Source organism: Micromonospora sp. MGP-C2, assembly GCF_057766525.1.
Window position 1 is genome coordinate 2030214 of record NZ_JBYMEN010000002.1, and the last position, 14772, is coordinate 2044985.

Consider the following 14772-nt stretch of genomic DNA (forward strand, 5'->3'; position numbering starts at 1 on the left):
AAAAAAGTGGAGAGGCCGCCACGGGGGGAGCGGCCTCTCCGGTGACGTACGTTACTCCGTCGTGTGCTTCGGCGTGATCCCGTGACGGCCCGAATTTCTGGGCTTTTTCGCGGCTGGCTCCAGTCCGGGCGGTGGGGTGGGCCAGCCGATCCGCTGCGTCGGCCAGATGGCTGGCCCACCCCGGCCTGACCGTGGGTGTCAGGCCGTCCGCCGGCCCGGGTCCGGCGTTCCCCGGACCCGGGCGGATCCCGGGGTGGGCGGTCCACGCCACCCACCCCGGGTCGCCTCAGCCGTTCGGGAACAGGCTGCCGTAGTCGGCGTACGCCATGGCGACGTCAGCCTGTGCCCAGAACCGGTGGTAGTTGAAGCTCGGCTCCGGGCCACCGTCCAGGTACGCCTGCACCTTGGGCCAGTCCGGGTCGTTCTTGTAGAAGGACCGGATGTCGAGGAAGCTCTTGCCGGCGGCGATGGTGTCGCCGTTCGGCATCTTCCCGGTCCAGCCCGGCGGGACGTAGAGGCCCTGCCCGGTGGACGCGTTGTAGACGTCGTCGAAGCGCCGGTAGTCGCCACGCTTCTCGGTGGTGGAGACACCCTTGGCGTCGCTGGCGGCCGACAGTGCGTCGAGCAGCCCCTTGGCGGTGTCCTTCGCCGCCACGTTGCCGGACTTGGCCGCGTACGCGATCAGGATCCGGGCGTAGGCGGCGGTGACACCGACGTCCTGACCCTTGCTGATGACCTCGACGTGCAGGCCGGTGTTGGGCTGCGGGTTGGACGGGTTCCAGGTGGTCGGCTGACCGGTCCACGCCATGTCCGACGGGATCGACCAGTTGGTGCCGAGGGTGGTGTTGGCGATCGCCCAGGGCACCCACTTGTCCAGCAGCGCCTTGGCCTTCGCGTTGCCGGTCTGCTGGTACAGCTCGGCGATGCGCTGCATCGACCAGGCCTGCATACCGAACCACTGGTTCGACGGCGGGTCGTTGTAGACCGGGTCGACGTCGTAGAACATGCCGTAGAAGGTGCTGGTGCCGGCCGGCGGCTGGGCGTAGCTGCCGTCCCAGCTGTTGGTGGCGCCACCGGCGATGCCGCCCTCGGCGGACTGCAACCAGGTGTAGAACTCCAGCTGCCGTTCGAAGCTCTTGGTCCAGTCGGCGACCGCGGTCGCGGACTGCGGCTTGAGCTCCGGGGTGTTGGTCAGCGCCCAGGCCGCGAACGGGTTCTGGTAGCCGAAGTGGTTGTGGCTGGAGCCGATCCGCCAGGACCAGTTCTGGCTGGCGTCGTACGCGCCGCCCCAGGCGTAGTACCAGGACAGCAGGTAGTGCGCCGAGTCCTTGCCGCTGCCGGCGGGGCAGGTGCTGGCCCCGACGCAGTTGCCGATTTTCTTGAAGTACTTGTCGAACATCGCGTACCGCAGGTAGTCACCCATCTTGGCGGCCTTCGCGATGGTGGCCGCAACGTCGGCCTGCTTGTTCTGCTCCTTGGCCCAGGTCAGCGCCCAGTACGCGGCCTGCACGGCGCGGGCGTCGGCGTCCGGGGCGTTGGTGTACTTCCACTGCTTGGCGGGGGCGCCGGTGTCCTTGACGAACAGGTCGAGGTAGCCGTACTGACCGCCGTGCTTGAAGGTGTCGCAGGAGGGCTGCGGGACGGTTTCCCACACCGACTCCTGGGTGCCGCGCTGGAAGGTGTTGATGTAGGCCGGCTTGGTGGTGCCGTCACCGCAGCGGCCGAAGCCGTAGGTGTTGTCGACGTCCATCAGCCAGTGCATGCCGTAGATGTCGCCGGTGCCGTAGGTGGACTGCAACTCCGAGCGCAGCGGGTCCTGTCCGACCGGGACGTTCGGGTTCAGCGCCGACGGGTACTGACTGGGCAGGTTGTACTCCGCGGCGTACTGCGGCGTACCGGCGGAGCCGGCGGTCGGCTGGTCGGCGTGCGTGGGGATGATGTACTTTTCCATTACCGTCCAGGCATTGTTGAACGGTGCCCAGTTCTGGGTGACCTTGCCGTAGTAGGCCTCCAGCCAGAGCCAGAAGCTGAACGCCTCCGAGGTGGTCTCGTGCCCGTGGTCGGGCGCCTCGACGATCAGCGTCTCCACCGAGTGGTACGGCACGCCCTCGGGGCTGAAGTAACCCGAGTTCTTGATCTTGCCGTACTGGTCGAGGAACTTCGCGATGTAGGTGTTGTCGCCGCCGGGGGTGTCGTTGTCGATCTCGGTGGCGGTGACCGCCAGCGAGGCGAGCCCGGTGGCGGAGGCGGTGATGGTGGCGGCACCGCCGGCGGTGTCGGCGTCCTCCGCCGCGGCGACCGTGACGGTGACTCCGGTGCTCCAGTTGCTCGGGGTCAGCGTGGCGGTGGCCGGCGAGACCGTGACATCGGTGTCGCCGGTGCGGGTGAGGGTGACCGGCACGTTGGCCGTCGGCGCGGCGCTGAGCTTCAGGTTGAAGGTGGCGGTGCCACCCTCGGCGACGCTCACCGCGGACGGCGTGGCGACCAGCGTCGGGCCGGTGGCGGCACCGACGGTGAACGCCTTCTCGTCGACCCCGATGCCGTTGGCGTTGTCGTAGGCCTTGGCCTGGACGGTGTAGCTGCCGGCCGGCAGGTCCTCCTGGGTGTACGCGTACGGGGCGGAGGTGTCGGTGTTGATCAGCAGGCCGTTGCGGTAGAACTCGACCTTGCTGATCGTCCCGTCCGGGTCGCTGGCGGTGGCGGTCAGCGGCACGTCGGCCGGAGCGGTGAACGGCCCGGTCGGCAGGCCGAGCGAGACCGTCGGCGGCTGGTTGGCCGGGGTGCCGTTGCAGGGGGTCCCGTTCAGGGTGAACGAGGTGGGCTTCGGGTTGCTGCCCGAGTGGGAGCCGTTGAAGCCGATGGTGGTGGAGGCCCCGGTGGCGAGGTTGCCGTTGTACGACTCGTTGGTCGCGGTGACCTCGCTGCCGGTCTGGCTGAACTTGGCCGACCAGCCCTGGGTGACCCGCTGACCGCTGGTCGGGAAGGTCCACTTGAGCGTCCAGTTGCTCACCGGGTCACCCAGGTTCTTGATGGTGACGTTCGCGGTGAAGCCGGTGTTCCAGTCGTTGGTCGCGTAGACCACGTCGCAGGCGGGTGCGGCCTGTGCGGCGCCGGCAGGCAGGGTCACCCCGCCGATGGCGAGCAGCGCGGCGGCGGCGAGCGCCACGCGCCGGCGTATTGCCAGTTGTCTCATGTGCGCGGTGTCTCCTCGGACCAGGCCGGGATGGTCCCCGGCGAGGCGCCTGCCCGCGAGGGTGGTGGTCCGCGGGGGATTCGAGGCGCCGGGAAGGTGGTCTTCCCCGGCCCGGCCGGGGTAGGGCGGTGCGGCCCGCACGGGAGGGGGCCCCGCCGGCTGCGCTCGGGTGACCGTGACCGGAGGTGGTGCTGCCGGCTGCCCTCGGTGGACCCGCACTCACGCGATGTGGCTCCTGTCGCGTCGAATCGACAGTGTGCCATGGAAGCGCTCCCACAACAAGCGCACGCGGCGGCGGATCAGCTCCTTGTTTCGATCTCGTTTTGGGTCTTTCACAAAGGCGTGACGGGCGTTACAGTCGCAACATCGGTCGATGGGAGCGCTTCCATCGACAAGGTTCCAAGTAGAAGATCACCGGAGCCGTCTCTGACGGGCCCGGTGAACCAGAACCGAGGGCCGACGACGGGCCAGCCCGGACGCCGTCGTCAGCCATCGTCCCGCCACATGGAGGGAGGTGGAACCAGAGCCACTCGCGTGGCCCGGCTCCCGCGCGACACGCACGGCAGGACCCAAATCTCGCCCGTGTGTGTGCAGTTACGGTGGGGACGGGGGTTGCCCTCCCCCGTCCCCACACTAAACCCCCGTACACGATAGGAAAAGAGGCCGACGGGACAGGCGCGTTGCGCCGCCCGGACGGCCTCGTTCGCTGCTCGGGGCCAGACCCGCCTCCACCACGCCAGCACCGGCCGCCTCGACGGCCGGATGACCGGCCGGCCGCGCCTGCCCTATCATGGGAGCGCTCCCGAACCTTCGGCGGTGGCCCCGTATCCATGAGGAGAATCCATGTCGATACCTACTGGGCCCGCCGGCCCGCTGCGCTTCCCGGACAACTTCGGCTGGGGCGCGGCCACCTCCGCGTACCAGATCGAGGGCGCTGCCAAGGAGGATGGGCGCGGCGAGTCGGTCTGGGACACCTTCAGCCGCGTCCCAGGGCGCACCCGTAACGGCGACACCGGCGACGTGGCCGCCGACCACTACCACCGGTACGCCGAGGACCTCGACCTCATGCGCGACCTCGGGCTGCGCAGCTACCGCTTCTCCATCTCCTGGCCACGGATCCAGCCCGACGGCACCGGCGCACCCAACCAGCGCGGGCTCGACTTCTACCGCCGCCTCGTCGACGGCCTCCACGAGCGCGGCATCACCCCGATGGCCACCCTGTTCCACTGGGACCTCCCGCAGGCCCTGCAGGACGCCGACGGGTGGGAGTCGCGCGAGACCGCCCTCCGCTTCGCCGACTACGCCGACGCGGTCTTCGAGGCCCTCGGCGACCGGGTGCCGGCCTGGCTCACCATCAACGAGCCCAAGACCGTCGTGCAGAACGGCTACCTCGTCGGCCACCACGCCCCCGGCCGGCAGGACCCGGACGCGGCCTACCTGGTCGCCCACCACCTGCAGCTCGCGCACGGGCTCGCGGTCAGCGCGCTGCGCGCCACCGGCAGCGCCAGCCGGATCGGCCCCGCGCTCAACCTGCACCCCTGCTACCCCGCTGACGACTCGCCGCAGGCCGCAGCGGCCTCCCGCCTCTACGACGGCTACGAGAACCGCCTCTACCTCGACTCCCTGTTCAAGGGCAGCTACCCGGAGGACGTGCTGGCCGACCTGGGCCCGCAGAGCCGGATGGTCAAAGGCATCCGCGACGGCGACCTGGCGATCATCTCCGCACCGATCGACCTGCTGGCAGTGCAGTACTACACGCCCATCTACGTCACCGCCGACGGCGGCACCGAGCACCGCTGGGCGACCTCCGAAGCCGAGTGGCAGCAGATCTACCCCGACGGCATGTACGACATCCTGACCCGGGTCACCCGCGACTACGGCCCGATCCCGCTCACCGTCACGGAGAACGGGCTGCCCACACCGGACACGCTGGCCGTGGACGGCACCGTCCACGACGCCGGTCGGATCAACTTCCTCCGGGACCACCTCGCCGCCGCACACCGGGCCATCGCCGCCGGCGTGCCGCTGGAGAGCTTCCACGTCTGGTCACTGCTGGACAACTTCGAGTGGAACGAGGGGTACGACCAGCGGTGGGGACTGGTCTACGTGGACTACCCGACCCAGCGGCGGGTGCTCAAGAGCAGCGCCACCTGGTACCGCTCCGTGATCGCTGACGGCGGCTTCTGAGCGGCCGCCTCCCGGACAGCCGGGCCCGGACGGCTCGGCTCCGGTGAGCCGGTGACCGTCCGGGACCCAGCGCCGGGGTCGGTCAGCGGGGCAGCGCCTGCTGCAACTCCGCCCGCAGCGCCGGGGTGAGCATCTCCCCCGCCTGCTTGGCCAGCCGGGCCATCTCGTAACCCACCACACCGATGTCCGCGTCACCGGCGGCCAGCGTGGCCAGGATCGAACCGTCGCGTACCTGCATCACCAGGAAGTAGCCGCGGCCCATCTCGACCACCGTCTGCTTGACGATGTCGCCGTCGAACATCTGGGCCGCGCCCGCGGTGATGCTCATCAGCCCGGAGGTCACCGCGGCCAGCTTGTCCGCGTTGTCGCGGGGCAGGTGGTCGGAGAGCGCCACGAGCAGCCCGTCGGAGGAGACCACCACCGCGTGCGCCACGCCCGGCACCCGCTCCGCGAACGCGCTCACCAGCCAGCTCAGGTCACGCGCCTCCTGGCTCAACGTCGTCACTGTCGTCGTCCCCCTTCGTCGTGCCCCCCGGACGGTGGCACGGGTATCTCGGTGGTGTCCTCGGCCTCGGCGCGCCGCACTCCGCTGTAGAGCCGGGAGAGCATGCCGCCGACCGCCTCCGGGTCCGGGTCGGTGCGGGTCGGTGCCGACGTCGGTTGTGCCGAGCGGGTGACCGCGCTCAACTGTGCCATCGGCACCCGCATCGGCAGCCCTCGCTCATTCGTGCCGGCGGTGACCGGGATCGCCGGTGGCACCGGCTGCGCGGGCACGACCGGCGCGGACGGATCCTGCCGCGACCACCAGCCCCCGCCGTTGTCGCGAGCGCCGGCCGGGGTCAACACGTCCTCGGCGCGCACCGGCACCGGACGGCCCTGGCGCGGCACGGCGACACCCGGTGGCCGACCTGCCACCGGGAGGTCCCGTGCCTCGACGCGCGGCCCGGAGGCGACGGCCTCCCGCACAGCCCCGGGCTGCCGGGCCACTCCCCGGGCGGCGCTCGTCGCCAGCATCCGGGCCGGCGCCGGCGGATCCAGCTCCACCGAGCCTGCCGGGGCCAGCAACACCGCGGGCAACGCGAGCCGGGCGACCAGGCCGCCCTGGTGGTCGTCCAACCGCACCCGTACGCCCAGCCGGGACGCCAGGTGGCTGACGACGAAGAGACCCATCCGCTCCACCGCCGCGACGTCCGCGGCCGGCGGGGTGGCCAGCACGGCGTTCGCCTCGGCCAACGCCGTCGGGCTCATGCCCAGGCCACGGTCGGCGATCTCGATCAGCGCACCCCCGGAGTCGACCCGGGCGGTCACCACCACGCTGGTGTCCGGGCGCGAGAAGGCGGTGGCATTCTCCAGCAGCTCGGCCAGCAGGTGCACCAGCTCGCCGACGGCGTGCCCGACCATGTGCACGTCGGCCACCGCCTCGATCCGAACCCGCTGGTACTGCTCGATCTCCGCCGCGGCGGCCAGCAGCACCGCACCGAGACCGACCGGCCGGTTCCACCGACGGGTGGAGTCCGTGCCTGCGAGCACCAGCAGGCTCTCGTCGTTACGACGCATACGAGCGGCCAGGTGATCGAGCTTGAACAGGTTCTCCAGCTGGTCCGGGTCGCTCTCCTCGCGTTCCAGGTCGTCCAGCAGCTCCAGTTGGCGCTCCACCAGGACCTGGCTCCGGCGGGCCAGGTTGACGAACATCGCGTTGACGTTGCGTCGCATGAGCGCCTGCTCGACGGCGACAGTGACGGCACTGCGGTGCACCGCCACGAACGCCTCGGCCAGCTCGCCGATCTCGTCGAGCGAGCGGACCACCGCCGGCGCGACATCGATGTCCGGCACCCCGCCTCGGACGGTCTTCAGACGGTCCAGCGCCTCCGGCAGCTCGACCTGGGCGATCTGGAGCGCCTGGCTCCGCAGCAACCGCATCGACCGGGCGACCGAACGACCGACCAGCAACGAGATCAGCAAAGCGACCAGCAGGACCGCGACGATCCCGCCGACGACCAGCAGGGTGGCCCGCAACTGCCCGTCGCTGGCGTCGTCGGCCTGCCGCACGGCGTCGTCGAGCACACCCGCCTCAAACTGGCGCAGCAGCTCCTGCCGCTGCTGGCTGGCCCCCCACCACTGCTCCGACGGCAGCACCTCCGGCGCCTTGTCGCCGGCTGGCAGGCTGCGCTCCTCCAGCCGGGTGGCGACCACGAACATCGGGGCCACCGACGTCTCGTCGTACCGGCGGATCTGGTCGGACGTCGCGGCCACCCGGAACGCGCCGAGCGCGGTCAGCTGCTGGGCGCGCAGATCGGTGAGGAGCACCCGGTCCTCGGTGCCGTACCCGCCGGCGCGGGCGGCGGCGTAGAGCTGGGCCCGCACCCGGGAGGAGAGCTCCTTGACCCGGGCCAGTTGGACGTAGCGCAGCACCGCGTCGTTCAACGCCGGCTGGTCCTGACCAGGGGTCGGCTCGGCGAGCAGGTCGATCAGCGCGCCGATGGCCCGGTGGTAGTTGCTCAGGATGGTCTCGCTGCTGAGCACCGCCGGTGGGATGGCCGGACGGATGTCGACCACCTGGTCGTACGCCTCGAGCGCCTCGGAGAAGGCCACCCGCCAGGACGCGTCGGCGTCGGCCAGCGGCTCGGCGGCCCGGCGCAGGTCCGCGACAGCCCGGTCGGTGGCGGTCTGCAACGGCTTCAGGTCGGTCGCCGTGGTCTCCCGCTCGCCGCCCCTGCGCAGCTCGCCCAACTCACCCGCCGAGCGGTCGCGCTCCTGCTGGAGCTGGTGCACGGCGGCGGTGATCTGCCGGCCGATGCCGACCTGGCTGGAGAAGTCGTTCAACACCGTCGTCCGCCCCACCAGCGCGCTGGTCTGCACACCGGCGAGCAGCAGGAACGCCATCGAGGGCACCACCAGCACGGTGGCGAGCTTGGTGCTCATCCGCCAGTCCCGCAGGCGGAACGGCGAGCGCCGCCGGTGCGGCACCACTCGGACGTCGAAGCGTCGCCGGCGATGGTTCGACACCGCGCCGTTCGCCGGCTCGGGACCTACCGCCACCCTGCCTCCTCCGTCCTACCGCGTCCACCGCGGTCCGGGGAGCGCCGTCCATCCAACCAGGCTCGGGGGCGCTGTCAACGGCCCGGGCAACGCGGAGGTTCAGGAAGGATACTGCGGGTGGGACCGTCCTGCCGTGGTCGGCAGGACCAGCTCGTCCGTCCGGCCGATGTCGGCGAGGCCGATCGCGTCACCGAACCGGCCAAGTGCCACCAGTGCCGCGCCGGTGGCGCCGATCTCCGGGTTGCGTTGGTGCGACACCGGCCGCGGTGCGAGCGCGGCGGCGAAGGCCTGCCGCCACCACACCGACGCTGCCACGGCACCCCCGCCCAGCACCACACCGACCGGTTTGTCGATGGTGGACTCCAGCACTGCGAGATCCTCTGTGACCAGGTCACACAGCCCCTGCATCAGCCCGGCCAGGATGTCCACCGAGGTGGTGCTGAAGCTGAGGCCGCGCAACTCGCCGCTGCCCGCCGGCGCCAGGCCGGGCGCCCGGTCGCCACCGAAGCGGGGGTCGGCCGGTCGGCCACCGCCCGTCGGCACCAGCGCCAACGCCGCGTCCAGCTCCGCGCCCCGGGGCAACCGCAGCTCCCGGTCCGCCCAGGCGAACAGGTTGCCTCCGCAGGCGTACGCCGCGCCGGTCACCACGTGGTCGTGGTCGACCCGGTAACGCCACAGCCGTTCGGGGAGCCGGGGCATCGGCTCGCCGGCCGGGATCCGCTGCATCAGCCGTACGGCCGCGGAGGTGCCCACTGTGACGGCGGCCCGGCTCGGGTCGACGCAGCCCGAACCGACGTTCGACGCGCCGCCGTCGCCGACCGGCGGTGACCACCGGGCCTGCGCCAGCTGCGGCCAACGGCCGGCCAGGTCGGCCCGCAGCCGGCCGTGCCAGTTCAGCTCCCCGAGGGGCGGCAGGTCCTGCGGTCGCGCCCCGGCCAGCGTCAGCGCCTCCTCGTCCCAGCGCAGGGTGCGCAGGTCCAGCAGGCCGGTCCCGGAGGCCTGGGAGATCGACATGGGCGCCGAGTCGAGCAGTTCACCCAGCACGTACTCGGGCAGACCGACGAACCGGGCGATCGGGCTGCCGGACTGCTCCCGCAACCAGGGCAACCGCATCGACCAGTACGAGCGGTGCCACCAGCAGCCGGTGCGTTGGTGGAAGCCGTCCGGGTCGGCCGGCCCCGCCGTGCCGCCGACCGGCGCGGGCCGGGTGTCCAGCCAGGTGACCACCGGGCCCATCGGGGCACCGGCGCGGTCCAGCGGGAGCACCGAGTGCCACTGCGCGGAGACCGCCACCAGACCGACGTCGTGCAGGTGCCCCGCGTCGGCCAACTCGTCCAGGCACTCGACCAGGGAGGCGAGATAGTCGGGACCGGACAGCGTGCCGGTGCCGTCGTCGCCGATGGCGAGGTCGACCTTGCGCCGGGCCAGGGCACCGGGCAGCGGCTGGGTGTCCCCGTCCAGCACCAACCCCCGGACGGAGGAGGTACCCAGATCGAGCGCGAGAATGTTCATCGCCGGTCAAGTTACCCGGTGCGAACAGGGCAACGGGCGCGTAGGGTGGATCACATGCTCGCGCATCTGACCAGTTGGTGGCACGCCGATCCGGCGGCCACCCTCCGCGCGTAGCTTCATCCACGCGGCCGCCCTCCAGGCGGCCGCCGGATCTCCCGGCCGGATGGCCGCCTCAACGGCGGCGCCCAGCCCGACGGAGACCCCGATGACCCACCTGACCGACCTGATCGCCGCCATCGCCAGCGGTGTCGACCCTGGTCCCTTCGCCCTGCTACGCCGTGAGGGCGCGGACGAGCTGGAGCTCTTCACCGGCCCGGTCGACACTGTCGAACGGCTCGCGGACATCCCGCTGACGCCGGGCGCACCCGGTGCGCAGACGCTGGCCCTGGTGCCGTTCCGGCAGATCTCGGAACGCGGCTTCGCCTGCGTCGACGACGGCGCCCCGCTGGAATGCCTGCAGGTCCGCGACCATCGACGGATCGCCCTGGCCGACGCCCTGGCCATCCTGCCCGACGAGCAGGTCCGCACGATCGACGCGGCCTTCGACATCACCGACGAGGAGTACGCACGGACCGTGCACCGGGTGCTCGCCGAGGAGATCGGCCGCGGCGAGGGCGCCAACTTCGTCATCCACCGCACCATGCACGCCACCGTTCAGGGCCCACCGCTGATGGCGGCGCTGGCCGCGCTGCGCCGGTTGCTGGTCGCCGAGCGCGGCGCGTACTGGACGTTCGTGGTGCACACCGGCACCCGGACGATGGTCGGCGCGAGCCCGGAACGACACGTCAGCGTCGACGACGGCCTGGTCATGATGAACCCGATCAGCGGCACCTTCCGCCGCGCGGGTGACACCCCGGACCGGGAGGCGCTGCTGCGGTTCCTCGACGACCCGAAGGAGGTCGAGGAGCTGTACATGGTGCTCGACGAGGAGCTGAAGATGATGGCCACCGTCGCCGAGCACGGCGGCCAGGTGATCGGCCCGTACCTGAAGGAGATGTCGCACCTGGCGCACACCGAGTACCTGCTCGCCGGGCGGGGCACCCGGGACGTGCGGGAGGTGCTGCGCGAGACGATGTTCGCCCCCACCGTGACGGGCAGCCCGATGGAGAACGCCTGCCGGGTGATCGCCCGACACGAGCGCCGGGGCCGCGGCTACTACTCCGGCGTGCTGGCCCTGCTCGGCCACGACGAGGCCGGCCGACAGACGCTCGACGCCCCGATCCTGATCCGCACCGCGGAGATCTCCCCCACCGGCCGGCTGCGGGTCCCGGTGGGTGCCACCCTGGTCCGGCACTCGACGGCGGCCGGCGAGGTGGCCGAGACGCACGCCAAGGCCGCCGGTGTGCTGGCCGCCCTCGGCCTCGGGCCAGCGGCGCCCGACCGTGGGAGCGAGCCGGTCGCGCGGCTGGCCGACGACCCCGCGGTACGCGACGCGCTGGCCATGCGCAACGCACCGCTGGCGCGGTTCTGGTTGGACCAGCGGGCACCGGACGCACCCGGGCTGCCCGGGTTGGTGGGCCGTCAGGCGTTGATCGTGGACGCCGAGGACACCTTCACCGGCATGCTGGCCCACCAGCTGGGCGCGTTGGGTCTCGCGGTGACCACCCGACCGTGGCACGCGAGCGGCTCGGTCGACGGGTACGACCTGGTGGTGGCCGGTCCCGGGCCGGGTGACCCGGGCAGCGCCGACGAGCCGAAGATGGTGGCGCTGCGGGAGCTGCTGGGCGGGCTGCTGGCGACCGGCCGACCCACCCTCGCCGTCTGCCTCGGCCACCAGGTGCTGGCCGGTCAGTTGGGGCTGCCGCTGCACCGCAGGGACGCGCCCTACCAGGGGTTGCAGCGGGAGGTGCCGCTGTTCGGCACAACCCGGCGGGTGGGGTTCTACTCGACGTTCACCGCCCGCGCGGAGGCGGACCGGCTGGACACGGCGTACGGGCCGGTGGAGTTGGCCCGGGATCCGGGTGACGGGGCCGTGCACGCCCTCCGGGGACGCGGCTTCGCCGGGGTGCAGTTTCACCCCGAGTCGGTGCTCAGCCCGGACGGGCTCGCCGTGCTGACCGAGTTGCTGACCGACCTGCTGCCGGCACCGCGCGCCGACGAGCTGTCCACCACCGGCGGGCGCGCATAGTCGCTCCGCCGGAGGGTAGGGCTGGAACGACCGGTGGCACGGACGGGCCGAGAGCCCCCGCCCGCGCCACCGGTCGTTTCCGCCGTCAGCCGGCCATGCCCGCCTTCAGCGCGGTGCCCAGCAGCACCGCACGCCGCGCGGTCAGCGCACAGGCGCCGAGTGCCACAGCGTCCGGGGCGATCTCCCCGTTGTTGCTCGTGTGCGAAGCGCCGTAAGGGTTGCCGGCGATGAACTGGCTGGTGTCGGTGTAGCCGGGGGTGACCACCACACCGCCCCAGTGGTAGAAGACGTTGAAGAGCGAGGTCAGCGTGGTCTCCTGCCCGCCGTGCGAGGTCGCCGTGGAGGTGAAGGCGGAGTAGACCTTGTTGGCCAGCGCGCCCTGCGCCCACAGCGGGCCAGTGGTGTCGATGAACTGCTTGAGCTGGGCCGCGACCATGCCGTACCGGGTCGGCGCGCCCATGATCACCACGTCGGCCCAGGACAGGTCGTCGACCATCGCCTCGGGCACGTCCTGGGTCTCCAGACGGTGCGCCTGCCAGCCGGAGTTGGAGCGGATCGCCTCGTCCGGCGCCAACTCACGCACCTTGCGCAGGCGCACCTCGGCGCCGGCCTCCCCGGCGGCCTCGCAGGCCGCCTGAGCCATCTGGTACGTGATGCCGGTGGCGCTGTAGTAGATCACCGCTACCTTGGTCTGGGCAGCCATCAGATGTTCCCCTATCTCGTCTCGGGTCAGCTCTCGCGACTACCCGTCGCGCGCGATCTCTAACGGCGGCGCCCGGGACGATCCCACCCACCGGTCGACAGGGCTCAATTTTTCCGCAACTTCCCGGTGGTTTTCGCCCTGCGCCCCGCATCGACGACGATCCTGATGCCATCGGTGCCGGCGGGAACCAGCCGCCGCCCCGCACCGGGCACCTGAACGGGGGATCGCGCTCCGCCACCAACGACGCTGGCGTAGCGCGATCAGGGGCCGTCCAGCGTGCTCACACCGGATGGCGGACGCGCTCAGTGGACCAGGGCCGCCATCAGCCGGTCCAGCTCGGCCGCCGGGTCAGCGGTGAGCCCGGTGTGCACCGGCCCGGTCTGGATCATCGTGCTGCGCGGAGCCGCCAGCCAGTGGAACCGCTCGCCGAGTCGCATCCGGGTCGCCGGCCCGTCGCCGGCGCACGTCCGGTTCAGAGAGTCGAGCACCGCGGCCACCGCCGGCAGGTCCACGTCGGGTGCCAGTGCGCGGACCCGGTCGGCGTCGAGGTGCGTGCGCGCCGCCAGGAAGTCACGTTGCTGGCAGTAGAGCAACACCCCGACGTTGATCTGCTCGCCGCGCTCGATGCGGGGCACCAGCCGGATCAGCGCGTACTCGAAGGGATGCCTCATGCCGCGCTCCCCTGCGGCAGCCAGTCGGCAGTGCGGGCGACCCGGCGGGACAGGTGCTCCAGGTACGCGGCCCGCGCGGCGTCGGCCGTCTCGAAATCGGCAGCGGTCAGCCAGTCCGCCGGCACCAGGGCGAGCACTTCGGTGAGCAGCTCCGGGGTGACCCGGGGGGCCAGCTCGGCGTCGGCCTCGGCCAGCAGTGACGCGTACGGGGCGAGCACGTGGTCCTCAGCTCGGTAGGCCCGGTGCACTGCCGCCTGGGCCCGGGGCCAGTTGTGGTGGAAGTACAGCGAGGCCCCGTGGTCGATCAACCACAGCTCCCGGTGCCAGACCAGCAGGTTCGGGTTACGCCAACTCCGGTCGACGTTCTCCACGTACGCGTCGAACCAGAGCACCCGGGAGGCCAGCGCCGCGTCGACGGGATGCGCCATCGGGTCGAAGCCGAGCGCCCCGGGCAGGAAGTCCATCCCCAGGTTGGCGCCGCCGCTGTTGCGCAGCAGCTCCTGCACCTCCTGGTCGGGCTCGGCCCGCCCGATGACCGGGTCGATGTCGAGCACCACCAGCGGGGGCACCCGCAGCTCCAGGCGGCGGGCCAGCTCACCGCAGATCACCTCGGCGATCAGCGCCTTGGGCCCCTGGCCGGCGCCTCGGAACTTCGCCACGTACGTGCCCAGGTCGTCGGCCTCCACGACGCCAGGCAGCGACCCACCCTCGCGCAGCGGGGTGACGTAGCGGATCGCGGTGACCTGGCGGAGCACGACGCCCACCCTACTGGGACCGGCTGCCCGGCCCGCACCGGTGAGCGCGATACCTCTGAGTCATAAAAATGCCTCACAGTCATCACGCTCACCGGTGCGTGCCCGCCGAAGCGGGTGGGTCAGTCGAGCTTGTCGCGTAGGTCGTCGACCTGCTGTTGGAGGCGGTCCACCGCGCTGTCGTTGTTGACGAAGGTGGTGATGCCCGCGGCGAGGCCCAGGCCGATCAGGACGGCCAGGATGCTCAACACGAGGCCGCCGATGGCTACGCCCCGGCCGGTCACCCCGGGCCGGCGGGCCATCTTCAGCCCGACGATGCCGAGGATGATACCGATGATGCCGAGCACCAGCCCGATCCAGGCGAGGATGGCGGTCAGCACGCTGAGCAGGCCGGCCACCCCGAAGACCAGCGCGAAGGTGGCGGCCGCGCTGGTCTTGGCGGCGGTGGTGGACGCCCGGTGGGTCCGCGACCCGGCCGGTTCACTTGCGGCAGTCATGGGACTCCCTTCCGTACGCGCGGCGCGCGCACTTCCGGATGACCGCCTTCCCACTGCCTGGGCCGTTATGCCAGCCCAGCTGGGCCATCG

At 71.6% G+C, this 14772-nt stretch carries 10 protein-coding genes; 2 read left to right on the forward strand and 8 right to left on the reverse strand.

Going from position 1 to position 14772, the window contains the following annotated elements; translation table 11 throughout:
* Nucleotides 1–286: 286 nt before the first annotated feature.
* Nucleotides 287–3193: a glycoside hydrolase family 48 protein gene (locus AC3CF1_RS08915; protein ID WP_488450080.1), complete on the reverse strand. Its 2907-nt coding sequence runs from the start codon at nucleotides 3191–3193 to the stop codon at nucleotides 287–289.
* An 843-nt stretch (nucleotides 3194–4036) separates the two neighbouring features.
* Between AC3CF1_RS08915 and AC3CF1_RS08920 the strand changes: the two genes are divergently transcribed.
* Nucleotides 4037–5380: a GH1 family beta-glucosidase gene (locus AC3CF1_RS08920; RefSeq protein ID WP_387381751.1), complete on the forward strand. Its 1344-nt coding sequence runs from the start codon at nucleotides 4037–4039 to the stop codon at nucleotides 5378–5380.
* Between the two features lie 82 nt (nucleotides 5381–5462).
* Here AC3CF1_RS08920 and AC3CF1_RS08925 read toward each other — a convergent pair whose 3' ends face one another.
* The 3 genes from AC3CF1_RS08925 to AC3CF1_RS08935 all read right to left on the reverse strand — a co-directional run bounded on the left by AC3CF1_RS08925 (nucleotide 5463) and on the right by AC3CF1_RS08935 (nucleotide 9931).
* The gene (locus AC3CF1_RS08925; RefSeq protein ID WP_088949111.1) at nucleotides 5463–5885 is read right to left on the reverse strand and encodes a roadblock/LC7 domain-containing protein; all 423 of its coding nucleotides are present in this window, start codon (nucleotides 5883–5885) and stop codon (nucleotides 5463–5465) included.
* Nucleotides 5882–8419 (reverse strand): sensor histidine kinase, encoded by a 2538-nt coding sequence (locus AC3CF1_RS08930; protein WP_488450081.1) that lies wholly within the window; start codon nucleotides 8417–8419, stop codon nucleotides 5882–5884. The genes AC3CF1_RS08925 and AC3CF1_RS08930 overlap by 4 nt, the downstream gene beginning before the upstream one ends.
* A 99-nt stretch (nucleotides 8420–8518) precedes the next feature.
* Nucleotides 8519–9931 (reverse strand): FGGY family carbohydrate kinase, encoded by a 1413-nt coding sequence (locus AC3CF1_RS08935; protein WP_088949112.1) that lies wholly within the window; start codon nucleotides 9929–9931, stop codon nucleotides 8519–8521.
* Nucleotides 9932–10136: 205 nt separating this feature from the next.
* Between AC3CF1_RS08935 and AC3CF1_RS08940 the strand changes: the two genes are divergently transcribed.
* Nucleotides 10137–12059, forward strand: a complete 1923-nt coding sequence (locus AC3CF1_RS08940; protein ID WP_354981032.1) for an anthranilate synthase family protein — start codon at nucleotides 10137–10139, stop codon at nucleotides 12057–12059.
* Between the two features lie 85 nt (nucleotides 12060–12144).
* On the opposite strand, the gene wrbA is transcribed toward AC3CF1_RS08940, so the two are convergent.
* The 4 genes from wrbA to AC3CF1_RS08960 form a co-directional block, all read right to left on the reverse strand.
* Nucleotides 12145–12762, reverse strand: a complete 618-nt coding sequence (gene wrbA / locus AC3CF1_RS08945; RefSeq protein WP_088949114.1) for an NAD(P)H:quinone oxidoreductase — start codon at nucleotides 12760–12762, stop codon at nucleotides 12145–12147.
* A gap of 302 nt (nucleotides 12763–13064) precedes the next feature.
* Nucleotides 13065–13433: a DUF3037 domain-containing protein gene (locus AC3CF1_RS08950; protein ID WP_088949115.1), complete on the reverse strand. Its 369-nt coding sequence runs from the start codon at nucleotides 13431–13433 to the stop codon at nucleotides 13065–13067.
* A complete protein-coding gene (locus tag AC3CF1_RS08955) occupies nucleotides 13430–14188 on the reverse strand; it encodes a HipA family kinase (RefSeq protein ID WP_141910337.1) in 759 nt (252 codons plus the stop codon). Before AC3CF1_RS08955 ends, AC3CF1_RS08950 begins: the two co-directional genes overlap by 4 nt.
* 119 nt (nucleotides 14189–14307) lie before the next feature.
* Nucleotides 14308–14682: a hypothetical protein gene (locus AC3CF1_RS08960; protein WP_088949116.1), complete on the reverse strand. Its 375-nt coding sequence runs from the start codon at nucleotides 14680–14682 to the stop codon at nucleotides 14308–14310.
* Nucleotides 14683–14772 lie beyond the last annotated feature (90 nt).